This is a genomic window from Rhizobium sp. BK456 (assembly GCF_014194045.1).
In the GTDB taxonomy this organism is placed as follows: domain Bacteria; phylum Pseudomonadota; class Alphaproteobacteria; order Rhizobiales; family Rhizobiaceae; genus Rhizobium; species Rhizobium redzepovicii.
In genome coordinates this window covers 275,321-289,825 of record NZ_JACIAO010000004.1, presented here as the reverse complement: position 1 = coordinate 289,825, position 14,505 = coordinate 275,321, and the positions used below count along the sequence as shown (strand labels likewise).

Annotated in this window: 12 protein-coding genes; 3 read left to right on the top strand and 9 right to left on the bottom strand. The window is 60.4% G+C overall.

Annotated elements, in window-relative coordinates:
* Positions 1-210: 210 nt before the first annotated feature.
* On the top strand, positions 211-1,248 hold the full coding sequence (locus FHX03_RS14200) for a class I SAM-dependent methyltransferase (RefSeq protein WP_131710550.1): 1,038 nt from the start codon (positions 211-213) through the stop codon (positions 1,246-1,248).
* A 113-nt stretch (positions 1,249-1,361) separates the two neighbouring features.
* On the opposite strand, the gene FHX03_RS14195 is transcribed toward FHX03_RS14200, so the two are convergent.
* The 5 genes from FHX03_RS14195 to FHX03_RS14175 all read right to left on the bottom strand — a co-directional run bounded on the left by FHX03_RS14195 (position 1,362) and on the right by FHX03_RS14175 (position 6,855).
* The gene (locus FHX03_RS14195) at positions 1,362-2,210 is read right to left on the bottom strand and encodes a sugar phosphate isomerase/epimerase family protein (protein ID WP_097629457.1); all 849 of its coding nucleotides are present in this window, start codon (positions 2,208-2,210) and stop codon (positions 1,362-1,364) included.
* Between the two features lie 11 nt (positions 2,211-2,221).
* On the bottom strand, positions 2,222-3,208 hold the full coding sequence (locus FHX03_RS14190) for an ABC transporter permease (protein ID WP_097629436.1): 987 nt from the start codon (positions 3,206-3,208) through the stop codon (positions 2,222-2,224).
* Complete coding sequence (locus FHX03_RS14185) at positions 3,205-4,236, bottom strand: ABC transporter permease (protein ID WP_097629435.1); 1,032 nt, start codon at positions 4,234-4,236, stop codon at positions 3,205-3,207. The genes FHX03_RS14190 and FHX03_RS14185 overlap by 4 nt, the downstream gene beginning before the upstream one ends.
* A complete protein-coding gene (locus FHX03_RS14180) occupies positions 4,229-5,743 on the bottom strand; it encodes a sugar ABC transporter ATP-binding protein (RefSeq protein WP_183854175.1) in 1,515 nt (504 codons plus the stop codon). The genes FHX03_RS14185 and FHX03_RS14180 overlap by 8 nt, the downstream gene beginning before the upstream one ends.
* A gap of 128 nt (positions 5,744-5,871) precedes the next feature.
* On the bottom strand, positions 5,872-6,855 hold the full coding sequence (locus FHX03_RS14175) for an autoinducer 2 ABC transporter substrate-binding protein (protein ID WP_183854174.1): 984 nt from the start codon (positions 6,853-6,855) through the stop codon (positions 5,872-5,874).
* Between the two features lie 245 nt (positions 6,856-7,100).
* Between FHX03_RS14175 and FHX03_RS14170 the strand changes: the two genes are divergently transcribed.
* On the top strand, positions 7,101-8,159 hold the full coding sequence (locus FHX03_RS14170; RefSeq protein ID WP_131710546.1) for a LacI family DNA-binding transcriptional regulator: 1,059 nt from the start codon (positions 7,101-7,103) through the stop codon (positions 8,157-8,159).
* Between the two features lie 328 nt (positions 8,160-8,487).
* Here the strand turns inward: FHX03_RS14170 and FHX03_RS14165 are convergent, their stop codons facing one another.
* From FHX03_RS14165 to FHX03_RS14155, 3 genes are all read right to left on the bottom strand, one after another.
* Complete coding sequence (locus FHX03_RS14165; RefSeq protein WP_183854172.1) at positions 8,488-9,513, bottom strand: ABC transporter permease; 1,026 nt, start codon at positions 9,511-9,513, stop codon at positions 8,488-8,490.
* Positions 9,514-9,554: 41 nt separating this feature from the next.
* A complete protein-coding gene (locus tag FHX03_RS14160; protein WP_183854169.1) occupies positions 9,555-11,096 on the bottom strand; it encodes a sugar ABC transporter ATP-binding protein in 1,542 nt (513 codons plus the stop codon).
* A gap of 75 nt (positions 11,097-11,171) precedes the next feature.
* Positions 11,172-12,134 (bottom strand): sugar-binding protein, encoded by a 963-nt coding sequence (locus FHX03_RS14155; RefSeq protein WP_064843990.1) that lies wholly within the window; start codon positions 12,132-12,134, stop codon positions 11,172-11,174.
* A gap of 316 nt (positions 12,135-12,450) precedes the next feature.
* Here FHX03_RS14155 and FHX03_RS14150 point away from each other — a divergent pair, with 316 nt between their 5' ends.
* Positions 12,451-13,560, top strand: coding sequence for a LacI family DNA-binding transcriptional regulator (locus tag FHX03_RS14150; RefSeq protein WP_097629429.1), 1,110 nt, complete (start codon positions 12,451-12,453; stop codon positions 13,558-13,560).
* A 26-nt stretch (positions 13,561-13,586) separates the two neighbouring features.
* Here the strand turns inward: FHX03_RS14150 and FHX03_RS14145 are convergent, their stop codons facing one another.
* Positions 13,587-14,492, bottom strand: a complete 906-nt coding sequence (locus tag FHX03_RS14145) for an alpha/beta hydrolase (protein ID WP_097629428.1) — start codon at positions 14,490-14,492, stop codon at positions 13,587-13,589.
* Positions 14,493-14,505: the final 13 nt, after the last annotated feature.

The following is a 14,505-nucleotide window of genomic DNA, read 5'->3' as shown; positions in this document are numbered from 1 at the left end:
CAATCTAAAGAAGTTAAAAAGTAAGCCATGCTTCGGGCGCCCTCCAAAATTACGTTCGGCAACCTGCAACCGGTTTGTCTTATTACTTAACATTCGTAGAGGCGCAGGTTCCGACCCGCAATAGTAGAATTACCCTTATCCCGTGCAGATTCTAGTCGCATCCCATTTCGAGGTTGATTATGCTTAACGCTATGTCAAGGGAGTCTCGAAATGGCACGAAGTCTTGTCTTGGACGGTGAAAGTCTTGTTGCGCCGGGTGAAATTCGGCGGGCAGCAAGGAGGTTTGCTGCGACAAATCCCAGCGACGTTATCGTCGCGAAAGCCGAGCTTGCCGTCAGCCTCGATCTGTCGATCCGTCAGTTCAGATCCGGCGTCGAGCCTCGTGCGATCATCGAGCGGCTTAGCGAAGCCTTGCATCAATTACGGCGCCGCTTTCATCCGGAGGTGTGGGACGTCATCGTTCCGATCGCGCAATCTCATCCAGTTGCTCACTATCTGCACCAGGATCCATTGACCCGCTGGTCGTTTGAAAAGCCGCGCGGCTATTCCGGCGACGCACGTCTTCTCGACTTTATCTACGGCAGGCCTGAGATCGAGGACGATGTCGCATCATCGAGCACGTTGGGACGTTCGATCTACGCCTACACTCGAAATGCTTCGTCATCCGTCGCAGTAAGAGAGCGTCGAGACATTCTGGCGCGGCGCGTCGACGAAATCGCTTCGGCGCGGCCCGGTTCCACCGAAGTCCTGGCCATCGCGTCGGGGCATCTTCGTGAGGGGCCTTTGTCGCACGCGCTCGGCGCCGGCGCAATCAAACGCTGGGTCGCTTTGGATCAGGACCCGATGAGTGTTGGAACAGTCGCCCGCGATTTCGCCGGCACGTCGGTCGAGGCGCTCAACGGGTCGGTCAAATCCCTGCTTGCTGGGAGGCATGCGCTGGGCATGTTCGATTTTGTTTATGCGGCCGGTCTTTATGATTATCTCCCGGACGCTGTCGCTATAAAGCTGACGAAGAAGTGTGTCAGCATGCTTAAGCCTGGCGGCACATTCCTGTTCGCCAACTTCTCCCCGGCCACGGATGTCGACGGCTATATGGAGACATTTATGAACTGGGCGCTGCTGTTGCGCTCGGAACATGAAATGGGCTTGATCGCCAGTGAAAGCGCGGCTGGGGCGGATCTGAAAGTGTCTGTCTGGCCGGGCACGAATCGGAGCGTTGTCTACTGCGAAATTGAAAGACAGCCGTAAGCAGTAGGTTGGCCGAAAGGCAATGGCGTTGCAGGAAACAACGCCGGCGCACGGAAAAGGAGTGGCCGAGAAGCTGGGCTCGGCCGCAACAATGAGCAATAGCGTTAACCGGGTCAGATCAGGCCGTATTGTTCCGCCTTGTTGCGCAGGAACGGCAGCCCCCTTCCCATGACCTCTTCCATATCGCGTGCAACGGGGCGCCAGACGGCCAGGCCATAGGCCACTTCCGGCGGCATGTTGATGAAGCTTTCCATGGCAAGTCCGCCGTTGAAGCCGATTGCGGCGAGCGCGGCGTAGATCGCATCCCAGGGAATGTTGCCATAGCCTGGCGTGCCGCGGTCGCTTTCGGAAAGATGGATATATTTCAGGTGATCGCGGGCAACCAGGATGCCGTTTGCTGCGCCCTTCTCCTCGATGTTCATGTGGTAGGTGTCGAGGTGAACGAAGATGTTATCGGCGCCGACACGCTCCACCATGTCGACGGCCTGCTGGGCCGAATTGATCAGGTGGTTCTCATAACGATTCACGGCCTCGACGCCGAGTTGGATGCCGTACTTCTTCGCGTGCTTTGCGGCAGCGTCGAGCACCTTGGCAATATTGTCGTATTCGCCTTGCGTCGGCGGTATGCCGGTCCGCTCGCCAATGCCGCCGAAGATGACGCCGGACAGCGCCTCGGCGCTCATCTCAGCGGTCTTTTCGATCGCAATCTTCAGGTGCTCAATCGCCGCATCGGGGCGGACGGATGCCCAGGCATGCTCCGGCAGGCCGAGCGAGCAGACCGCGCGCAGCTTGCTCTTCCCAAGCAGCTCCCGGGTGTGTCTGGCATCGACAGCCGGCGCATTGAGCAGCGCAATCTCGATGAAGTCCATTTTATACTGCACCGCTCCGGCAATTGCCTTCTCGGCGCCTGCGCGATCCCAGTTCATGGTCCACATGCTAGTGTGGACGCCGAAACCCTGCATGGTCATATCTCCTATTTCGCGATTGCGATGAACTTGGCCGAGAACCATCGCAGCACCATCACGACGATGAGCAGGATGCCCCAGACGGCAGTGGTGAGATGCTGGTTGGCGCCGAGCAAATTGAGCCCCGAAGAGAGAAGCTGCAGCACGATGAGCGCCACGAAGACGGGCAGGACGCGGCCGAAGCCGCCGAACGGATTGATGCCGCCGAGGAAGCAGGCGAGTACGGTGATCAGCAGATAGGACTCTCCATGGCCGACGCGTACCGAATTGAAGCGCGCAAGCATGATGATGCCGGCCACGGCAGCCATCACGCCGGAGAGCATGTAGACAATCACCAGGACCTTGCGGGTATTGATGCCGGAATAGCGGGCGGACTCGATATTGGAGCCGATCATATAGGTGGAAAAACCGAGCTTGGATCGCGCGAGCAGGATGTGGCTGGCGATCACGCAGGCGATCAGGATCAACAACGGTATAGGAATGCCGAGAATGCTGCCGTGGCCGATGGGAGCGATGAAGGTTGGGAAACCCGAAATATCGCCGCCGCGCGTCAGGAACTCGCCGAGGCCACGCAGGAAGATCATCATCGAAAGCGAAACGAGGATCGGATGGGCGCGGGTAAAGGCGATGACGAGGCCCATGACCAAGCCGCTTGCCGCGCCGACGACAAGTGCCAGCAGCGAGCCGAGCAGGAAGGCGATCGGGCCGGCATCGATCCCGCCATTGGCTTGCAGCGTCCAGGCAAGCGTCAGGCCCGCCATGTTGGCAGTGAAGGTGATCGCCAGATTCAGGCCGCCGGTGAGGATCGGCATCAGCATGGCAAGCGTTAGGATGCCGAGCTCGGGAAGCTGAAAGGCGACGGATCCGAAGGTTGCGCCCGTCAGGAAATGTGGCGAGGCGAAACCGAAGACTATCAGCACGATCGCCAGCGCGGCCAGCGGACCGGCCATATCAGCCCCGAAGATGGCGTTGAAGCGGGCTGCGAGGGTGTTCATCGCTTTTCTCCGCTTGCCGCAGGTTGGCCGTCGGTCGACATGCGGCCCCCAAAGACTGGCGCCAGCGCGCCGATGCGGGCGCTCGACAACGTGATCGCAACGAGGATGATCGCCCCGACGATCATCTTGAAGGCGAAGGGCGAGACGCCCATCAGGTTGAGGCCGTTCTGGGTGATCGAAACGAGCAGCACGCCCAGCACGCAACCGAGCACGGAGCCCTTGCCGCCGCCCAGCCGCGCGCCGCCGAGCACCACGGCAGCCAGGACATCGAGCTCGCGACCATAAAGTGCGTTCGGCACCACCTCCTGTGCGTAATGCGCCTGCATGAGCCCGGCGATACCCGCCATCAGTCCAAGCCAGCCGAAGGCGATGAACTGCATGGCGCCGATATTGATGCCGAAGCGGCGCGCGCCGTCAGGATTGTCGCCGAAGGCATAGAGCTGCCGGCCGGTCGTCGTGCGGGTAATGAAGAGCCAGGTGGCGAGCGTGCAGACGGCCATGACGAGAACGGGCAGAGTTATTTCCGCCCAGCTGCCGTCGGCCATTTCCCGCTCGTAAATGACCACGCGCGCGGTCAGCCAATCGGGCAGATTGTAGAGCGATACACCCTTGGTGAAGAACATCAGCAGGCCGAAATAGACGTTGAAGGTCGCGATTGTCGCGACGATCGAGATGATGCGGAAACGGTGGATCAGGAAAGCGTTGATCAGGCCGAGCACGATGCCGATGCCTGCCGCGATCAGGAAGCCGCAGGTCCAGCCACCCCCGCCGATCCGCTCGAGCGCAAGTACGGTGAGATATTGCACGATCGAGGCGGCGACGGCGAAGGAGATGTCGATCCCGCCTGATATCAGCACCACGAGCAGGCCGACGGCGAAGATGATGTTGACGGCGCTGATATTGAGCAGGTCGAAGGCATTGCCGAGTGTGAAGAAACGATCGGTCGCAAACGCCAGGAAGATGCTCATCGCGATGATGACGGCGATGAGCACGCATTCGGTCGTATAGGACAGGAACAGCTTACGCATAGATGGCCGCCTCCAGGCCCTTCAGTGTGGTCGTGCGCGGATCGTGCCAGCCGGCGATGCGGCCCTTTTCCATGTGAATGATCCGGTCGGCGTTGAAATAGACCTCCGGCACCTCGTCCGAGATGAGGATGATTGCCAGCCCAGCGTCGGCGAGACGGGCAACGATTTCGAAGATGCCGGCGCGCGCGCCGACATCAACGCCAACGGTGGGAGCGTCAAGGATCAGCACCTTGGGATCGGTGGCGAGCCATTTGGCGATCGCGACGCGCTGCTGGTTGCCGCCCGAAAGCGTCGAGATCGCATCGTCCTGCTTGCCGATCCTGACGCCGAGATCAGCAATCCAGCCGGCAACGAGCGCGTGCTTCTTATCGGGCGAAATCAGCCGGCCGCTCAGGATGCGGTTGAGCGAGGCCATGACCAGATTGTCGGCGATGGATTGCGGCTGGTTGAGACCGAGTGAAAGACGGTCCTCCGACAGATAGGCGACGCCGGCCGCAATCGCCTCGCGGTTGGACGCAAAATGCACCGCTCTTCCCTCCAGTTTGATCGTGCCGGCGGCCGGCCGACGCATGCCGAACAGCGTAAGCGCAAGTTCGGTGCGGCCCGAGCCGAGCAATCCTGTGATCCCGAGCGTCTCGCCACGGCGCAGATCGAAGGAAATCTCCTCGAACTCGCCAGGCCGGGAAAGCTTGCTGACGGAGAGCATGATCGGGTTCTGCGATCGGTCGCTGGCGCGAACGTTCTGATCGAAGGTCCGCCCGGTCATCAGCTCGGTGATCTTCGACTGTGTCATGCCCTCCACCGGAAAGACCCCGACGAGCGCGCCATCGCGCAGCACCGTGATGCGTGAGGAGATTTCCAGCACTTCCGCAAGACGATGGCTGACGAAGACCACGGCAACGCCCGAAGCCGATAGGGTGCGGACGATTGCCAGCAGATGATCGGTCTCCGTTTGGGTGAGCGAGGCGGTCGGCTCGTCCATGAAGACGATCCGGGCCTGCCCGACCAGCGCGCGGGCAATCGCCACGATCTGGCGCTGCGCGATGGCGAAGTCCTTCAGCGGTCTGTCGACCTCGAGGCTGACGCCGAGCCGAGCAAGCGCACCCTCCGCGATCGTCCGGATCGCGCCAAAGTTGACGAAGCGCGGGCGCGAACCGGAAAGCGTCTGAAAGGCGATGTTTTCCGCCACACTCATTTCCGGAAAGAGCGCAAGGTCCTGCCAGATGATCTGGATGCCGCGGGACTGGGCCATGCCTGGCGTGATGTGGGGTATCGTCTCGCCGTCGAAGACGATCTCGGCGCCCTCGGCAGGCCGATACACGCCGGAGATAACCTTGATGAGCGTGCTCTTACCGGAACCATTCTCCCCGGCCAGACAATGCACCTCGCCCGGCAAAACCTCGAAGGAGACGTTTTTCAGCGCCTTCACGCCGCCGAATGTCATGTTGATGCCGCGGAGCGAAAGAAGAGGCGGGGCTCTCACGCCCTCATCCGTTGCCGTGCTCATGCCGGTTGCCTGTCCGATCGAATGCCATGAAGGGTCGATGGCCCCGGCCTTGGCCGGATACCGCCTTCTTTGCCGAATGTCGGGCCGGTCGGCATGGACCGGCCCGACACCGGGGGAGGGGATCTCTTTCAGAGACCCATTGCGGCCAGGTCGTCGACCGTGTCCTTGTTGATCGGCAGCAACTGGTCGACGATGATGTCGTTGCCGGCCGGCTTGATAACCCCGAGACCTGGAATGTCGTCGCCTTCCTTGATGCTCTCGCCCTTGATCAGCCGATCGGCGAGCGTGACGAACACTTCGCCGGCCTGTTTCGGATTCCACATGAAGCCGCCCGATATCGCGTCTGATTTGATCAGCTTCTGGCCCTGGCCGGGTGAGAACGGGCCGAGGACGAAGATTTTGCCTGTCTTGCGGCGTTCTTCGACCGCGCGCCCAGCGCCGATCGGACCCTGGCTGCCGAAGGCGAGGAAGCCTTTCAGATCCGGATGAGCGGCAATCAGGTCGAGCGCTGTCGAGCGGCTTTTGTCGACGTCTTCCGCAACGCCATAACGATCGCCGACGAGCTTCATGTCCGGATAATTCGCCTTGATATAGGCAATTGCGGCATCGGCCCAGGCATTGTGCAATGGGACGGTCAACGAACCGACGAAGACGGCATATTCGCCCTTGCCGCCCATCTTTTCGGCGAGCAGCTTGCCATGCGCTTCGCCGAATCCGGTGGATGATGCGAGCTCGAAATTCCAGTCGGCACCCTTCTGCGAAGGAGATTCATGGGTAATGACCTTGATGCCGGCCGCCTGCGCCTTGGAAAGCACCGGCTCGAGCACCTTGGCGTCGTTCGGAACCACACCGATCACCTTGACGCCCTGAGCAATCAGGTCCTCGATGGCACGCACCTGCAGGGCCGGGTCGGCGCTGGTCGGCCCGATCATGAAGGCATCGACACCCAGTTTCTGACCCTGCTCCTTGATGCCGGCCTCCATTGCGTTGAACCATGGAATGCCGCCGATCTTGACGACAATGCCGACCTTCGGCGCGTCCTGCGCAAACGCGGCGACCGCGCCGGCGAGCGACAGCGATGCAGCCAATGCCGCTATGATAAGTTTCCTCATCCTCACTCCTCCTCAAAGGTCGCCCATGCGAACGACGACCCCCTGCCGCTTTTGCGGCAAGGTTGCTCCTGGTTGCTTCTTGGCGAGGGATACCCTTGCCTCCCGTCTCGCCTCCTCCGGCGAGCCATCCATGCACAATCGATCTTTCTTTTTTGCACAATCGATGGTGCAATGACTATCGAACAAGGCAGGGCTTTCGTCAAGAGGGGTTCGTTTCTAAGGGAACGGCAGAGGAAGGGCAGGGCATGACAGGCATCAGCAAGAAAAAGGCGACCATCTACGATCTCTCGGTGCTATCGGGCGCATCGGCTTCCACCGTGAGCGCCGTGCTGAATGGAAGCTGGCGGAAGCGGCGTATCAAGGAGACAACGGCCGAGCTTATTCAGAAGCTGGCGAACGAGCACGGCTATACGGCGAACCTGCAGGCTCGTGGCCTGCGTTCGTCCCGCTCCGGCCTCGTCGGCCTTCTGCTGCCTGTGCACGACAATCGCTATTTTTCCTCCATGGCGCAGTCCTTCGAGGCCCAGGCCAGGAACCGCGGCCAGTGCCCGCTCGTCGTCAGCGCTTGCCGTGATCCGGAGGAGGAGCGTCAGGTTGTCGAGACGCTGATTTCCTATTCTATCGACGAACTCTTCATCGCCGGTGCAACCGATCCGGACGGTGTCCACGCGGTGTGCGAAAAGGCTGGGCTGAAGCACGTCAACATCGATCTGCCGGGCACGCTGGCGCCGTCGATCATCAGCGACAATTACGAAGGCGCGCGTATGCTGACACAAGCGATCATCGAGCGCGCGCAGGAGGATGGGCCGCTTTCACCCGACGATGTGTATCTGTTCGGTGGCCGCAACGACCATGCCAGCCATGAACGCATTCGTGGCTTTCGCGACGTAAAGCGCGCACTGCTGGGCGCAGATCCGGACATCTGCATCCAGCCGACTGGTTACTCCCCCGCCATGACCGCCCGCGCCTTTGAAGTCTTCTACGAAGGCCATGGAAAGCTGCCGCGCGCATTTTTCGTCAATTCCTCGATCAACCTCGAGGGGCTGATGCGCTTCCTCGCGCTGCATCCGCACGAGACCTTCGCCGATATCATCGTCGGCTGCTACGACTACGATCCCTTCGGCTCCTTCCTGCCGTTCCCCGTCTTCATGATCCGGCAGGACGGCGAGGCCATGATCACCAAAGGGTTTGCCATCCTCGACACCAACCGACCTCCAGTACTGACGCATCTTGTGCAACCATCACTCGTCCCGCCACGCACAGCGCTGACCGGCCCCCTCGATGCCCTGAAAGATATCGAGTAATCCCGTCTCCTTCGTTGGAAAATCTGATGCCAGACGGCGTCGGTGGGCCCGGGTCAATTGCAAATAGCATCGAGACATTCCAAAATATCCAAAGGGAAGCCGTTGTTTTTTCTGGCATGTCGCACCGGGAAATAGAATGCCCCTTACACCAGCTGCTGTATGTCAAATTAGATAATATGCATTATGGAACTTGCGCCATCCGATAACGCAGCCGAGCGGTGCAGCCAGTCAATGCAGACACAACTTCATCCTGTTGCCTTCTACTCACTCAGCATCGAGACTGAGGAGCGCGCGAACTCGGCCGGGCGGCGCGCGCCTATCATCCAATTTAGTCCTGATTGGCCGCCACCGGCAAACTGCCCTCGTTCGAATGACGTGTTTCAGTATGCCGTGCGGCGGAGACGAGGCGGCGCTTTGCGCGGATGGCGTGCCATTGCTGGTCGATCAGGACGCCGATGAGGATCACGCCGCCCATGACGGCGAAATTCAGCGACGACGGGATGCCAAGCAGATTGACGAGATTCTGCAGCTCCTGGAGCAGGACCGTGCCGAGCACCACGCCGACGATTGAACCTTCGCCGCCGCGGAGAGAAAAGCCGCCGAGGACAGCGGCGGCGATCGCGTAGAGTTCGTAGAACTGGCCATGGCTCGCCGGCGAAATCGAGCGTGTGTACATGGCGAAATAAATCGCCGAAAGCGCCGTCAGCAGGCCGCAGATGACATAGGCCGACATGATCATCCGGCCGGTGCGGATACCGGAATAGCGGGCCGCCTCCTCGTTCTTCCCGATTGCATAGAGATAACGCCCGAAGACGGAGCGGTGCAGCATGATCCACATCACGACGGTTATGATGACGAGCGCGATGAAGGTGTTGGGAACGCCGTAGAACCGTCCGGCGGTCAGGAATTCGAGATCCGGGAAGTTCTGGCCGAACGCGAAGCCCGCCGTTCCGTCGGCGGTGTAGAAGCGCGCTGCCCCGCGATAGATCAGCAGGCCGCAGAGGGTGACGACGAAGGGCTGCAGCTTGAGCCGGGTGATCAGCCAGCCATGGACGGCGCCTATGACCGCGCCAAGCGCGAGAATGAGCGGCAGTGCCAGCATCCAGGGCATGTCCTGGACGGCAACGAAATCGACGAACAGCACGCCGAGAAGGGCGACGAGCGAGCCTACGGAAAGCTCGATACCGCCGGTTATGATGACAAAGGCCTGGCCGATCGACAGGATGCCGAACAGGCCGATCAGGTTGGCGGTGTTGGCAAGATTGATCGGCAGCAGAAAGCGCGGATTGATGATCGCGACGACGATGCCGACGACGACGATCAAAAGCAGCAGTCCGAGATCCTTTTTGACCATTCGAGATCCATTCCCCGATACTTATATGTTGGCCGCAGCCGCTATTTTACCCTTTTGCCGACGGCAAGCAAAAGCACGCTTTCCTGGCTGAATTCATCCTCTTCCAATATGCCGGCGATCTGGCCCTCGTGCATGACGGCGATGCGGTCGGAAACGCCGATCACCTCTTCCATGTCGCTGGAGATCATCAGGACCGCGACCCCGGCATCGGCAAGCGCTCGCATCAGTCCGTAAATCTCGTTCTTGGCGCCGATATCGATGCCGCGCGTCGGCTCGTCGAAGATCATCACCCTCGGGCTCATCGACAGCCATTTGGCAAGCACCACCTTCTGCTGGTTGCCGCCGGACAGAGTGCCGGTTCGCGTCGAAACGGAAGGCGCCTTGATCGCCAGGCGAACCCGCTGCTTTTCGGCCGCCGCCGTCTCTTTTTCAGCAGAAAGCATGAAGCGTCTGGAAAGCCTGGGAAGGTCGGCAAGGGTGATATTCTGGGCGATCGGGAAATCGAGAAGAATGCCGTTGCGCTTGCGATCCTCCGGCACCAGGAAAATGCCGCGAGCGACGGCGTCGCGAGCGGAACGGACGGAAATTTCCTGCCCGTCCTGCAGGATGCTTCCGCCATAACTCCGGTCGATGCCGAAGAAGACCCTGGCAAGCTCGGTACGGCCGGACCCGACCAAGCCCGCAAGCCCCATGATTTCTCCATAGCGGATTTCCAGATCGACGGGACGGCCAGGATAGGCCTCGGTGCGCACGCCACTTGCCTTCAGCGCAACCGAACCCGGCGAGCGCTGCGGTTTTGCGGTCCGGGCCGCAAGCACCCGGCCGATCATCAGCTTGACCATCTGGTCGTGGCCGATGTCTTTCCTGGCGAGCGTGCCGACAAGCGTGCCGTCGCGCAGCACGACGACCCGGTCTGCGACGCGCTCGACCTCGTGGAGGCGATGCGAGATGAAAATGACGCTGATGCCATCCGCTTTCAGCAATTTGATAATGCTAAGCAGCCGCTCGGTTTCGTCCAGCGGCAGGCTGGACGTGGGCTCGTCGAAGATAACGAGCCTGGCGTTGATCGACAGCGCTTTGGCGATTTCCACCATCTGCTGTTCGGCAAGGGAAAGCGACGCCACGGGTGTGTCGGCGGAAAAATGCGCGCCCACGCGCCTCAAAAGCGGCTTCACCATGTCCCTTAATCGATCGCGATCGACGAGCTTAAGCGGTCCCGCCTTCAGCGGTTCGCGCCCTAGGAAGATGTTGGCAGCGACGTCGAGATTCTCAAAGAGATTGAGTTCCTGATGCACGAAAGCGATGCCGGACGAGATGCTCGATTCCACCGTGAGGAAATGAAGCTCTGCCCCGTCGAGCAGGATCGTGCCCCGATCGGGTGCGATCACACCGCCGAGAATCTTCATCAGAGTCGATTTTCCAGCCCCGTTTTCGCCGACAAGGCCGATGATCTCGCCCGGCATGATGACCATTGACAGGCCTTCGAGTGCAACGACGCCTGGATAAGTCTTGCCAACGCCGGAAAGCGAAAGGAATGGCGTTCCGGGCGCGCCCGGTGACGGGATGTCGGAACTATGGTTCATCGGCTGTCCATGGCTGCTGATGATGTCGGCATGAAATGCCTTTCGCGGCGGCGAGTGCCGCCGCCGCGAAAGAGGTTACTTTCCAGCCATGGCCTTCAGGTTGGCGGCATATTTGTCAACGTCATCCTTGCCAATGATCACCGTCGGGATGATGATCAAGCCATCGGCGGGAACGCCTGATTTATCGCCCTTGAGGTAGGCGGCCATCAATTTCATGCCCTGATAAGCCCATTCGAACGGCTGCTGTACGACGGTTGCCGCGATCGTGCCTTCCTTGACGCCGCCGAGCGTGATCGGATCGTCGTCAAAGCCGACGACGGTGATCTGGCCGAGTTTGCCGGCGTCGCGTAGCGCCTCATAGATGCGCGGCGTGTTGTAGGAGTAGAAGCCGACCATGCAGGTCAGGTCGGGGCTGGCCACCAGCGCATCCTCGACGTTCTTCTTGGCGCGCGTCTGGTCGATGTCGTCACCGCGAACATCGACAAGCTCGATCTTCGTGCCCTTGAGCCCTTCCTTCATCCCTTCGATGCGTTCGCGGGCGTTATCGGCGCCGAGCAGACCGACGAAACCCATACACTTGCCACCGTCCGGCATAGCCTTCTTAGCGATTTCGGCGGCCTGCTTGCCGGCATCGACGTTTGAAGAACCGATATAGGCGACGCGGTTGGTCTTCGGCGCGTCGCTGTCGGTGGTGAACAGAGCCGTCTGCGAGCCGATCTTATTCAGGCCATCCGTCTGGGTTTTGGGGTCGACAGCGGAGACCATGATCCCTTTCACGCCGGCGCTGACCAGATCTTCCATGAGTCGCTGCTGAATGGCGACAGCCGCCTGCTCAGGGTATTTCAGCTCCATCTGGTAATCCGGCATTTCGCCCTGCGCCTTCTTCACGCCGGCCTCTGCCGCTTTCCAGAAGTCGGACGCTCCGTTGACGACGAATGCAAGTGTCGGCTTGTCGGCGGCATGCGATACGGCAGCCGGTGCCGCGCTCAGCATCAAACCGGCGAAGAACAGGGCTGCATTGCGTTTCAGCTGTTTCATAATACACCTCCCGAGGGGCCGCAGTCGCATGGGCCCGTTTTCGACTTACGGCCGGCCGGATGCGCCCCCTCCCAGGGCCGCCGCAAAGCGACGAGTGGCATTGGTCCGATCGCTCCGTGACGGTATAGAAGAATTTTAATTAGTAAATAGTATTATCAATGCGGATCAAAACATTTCATCATGCACCGACCGGGATGCAACTTTGTACTAGCAATGACCAATAACCGCAGGCATTGCAACAGTTGATGCAATTGCCAGCGCTTTCAGATAGATGCTAATAGTAATTACCAAACGACAAAGAGACTGTTCTCCTCGAATGCGACAAGCCAAGCCCCAAAAAAGCAATAAGCCCGCGGTGGACAAGCCTGCCCGCGTGACGATGATGGATATTGCCGCGGCCGCCGGCTGCTCGCAGGCCGCCGTCTCTTTCGTTCTCAACGACACCCCCGGCACCCGGATCTCGCAGCAGACCCGCGACCGCGTGTGGGAGGCGGCGCGGGCTCTGGGATATACCGGGACGACGTATACGGCGAAGGCCTCTTATTCAGGGTTGGACAATGTGATCGGTTTCGCCGTGGATCAACTTGCCACCAGCCCGGAAGCGATCGTTGCGATCGAAGGCGCGCGGCAAGCTTCCTGGAACGCCGGCAATGTCCTTCTGGTCGCCCAGACGCTCAGCGATCCGGTCATGGAGCCGAAGGCCATCAAGGCGCTGACGAGCGGAGGCATATCAGCGCTCATCTATATGACGATCTATACCCGCCAGGTGGAGCTTCCGTCCTATGTCAGCAATCTCAACATCCCGACGGTCCTGTTGAATTGTTATACGGCGGACCATGCATTTCCGGCCGTCGTGCCGAGCGAGATTGCGGGAGGGCAGAGCTCCACCCGACATCTGATCACGCACGGACACCATCGCATCGCAACCATCACCGGCGAAATCTGGATGCAGGCTGCGCAGGACAGGCTGACCGGATATCGCCGCGCGCTGGCGACCGCCGATATCCCCTTCGATCCGGAATTGGTTATCGAAGGCGACTGGTCTGCCGGTGCCGGCTATGCCGCCACGATGAAACTGCTTGCTCTGAAAGAGCCGCCGACCGCGATCTTCTGCCAGAACGACCGCACGGCCATCGGCTGCTACGAAGCGCTCAAGGATGCGGGGCTTCGCATTCCCCAGGATATGTCGGTGGTGGGGTATGACGACGAAGAGATTTCACGCCACCTCGTCCCGCCGCTGACGACTTCGGTCCTTCCACATCTTGCCATGGGGCAATGGGCGATCGAACATCTCAACCCGGAAACCGTGCCGGGCAAGCGATATCCTATTGCCAAGCTCGAATGCTCGCTCGTCAAGCGCCACTCCGTCGCCGCGCCGCGGGCCGAGGCGCGGCAGGTTGTCGATGATTTAAGTACCTCGCCATAGGCCCCGGCAGCAGTGGCCGGGAAGACTTACTTGTCGGGCACCCCTCCGACGGCGAACGCAATGCTGACCGCACGGTTCACAGCCGCTGCAAGAACCGACATGTGGGTCTGGCCTGCATAGAGCTCGAATTCGGTACGCAATCCGTCTTCTGTGCTGCTCAATCGCTCCGCCATCTCCTGCGCCAGGAGGATCGTCCGCTCCGCCTTCCTCTTTTCCAGGCGTACGGCTGCATCCTCGTTGCGGTACTGAAAGGGGGCCAACTCGTCGCCTTCATATTCCCCGGCGGACAAATGCAGGAAGGCGGCATTTCCCGGGATGGGTTGACGCTGCGCCTCATTGTTGAGGATTTCACTGTTCTCCCAATAGATGGTCGGGCTGGCCGCAATCCAATTGGCAAACAGACCCGGCCGCTCAAACAGGGCATAGAGGGTAAAGAGGCCGCCGAAGGAATGCCCAAAAAGCGATCGGCGCCGCGGATCCAGGGTCACTATCTCCGCGATCCGCGGTATCAACTCGCTCTCGATGAAATCCGCCAGTTTGCCGGTCCCTCCGATGACCACCGGGGGACCGCCCTCAACAAAGGGCGGATAGGATTTGACCGGTGGAGGACCGAGGTCCCAAGACCGGCGGAGCGCATCATAGGGCTCGTCGGTGGGATAGCCGATCGCCGCGATCACCCCCCAGCCGACATTCGTTCCCGTGGGGTAAGGCGCCTGAGTGACCAGGCTGGCAGCCGCGAAGGGGAAAGTGGCGTTGCCGTCGGTCATCACTAGAAGCGGCCATCCCCCCGCTGGCGGCTTCTCCGCCGGAATGGACAGGAATATGCGATAGGGCTCGCCGCCTGCAGCCGGAGCGAGATCGAAAAAGCACGTGCCGGGCAATGAATAGACGCTGACAGGTTCAGTCGTGAGAACGGTTTCTGATGTTTGCATAAGAGGACGTATC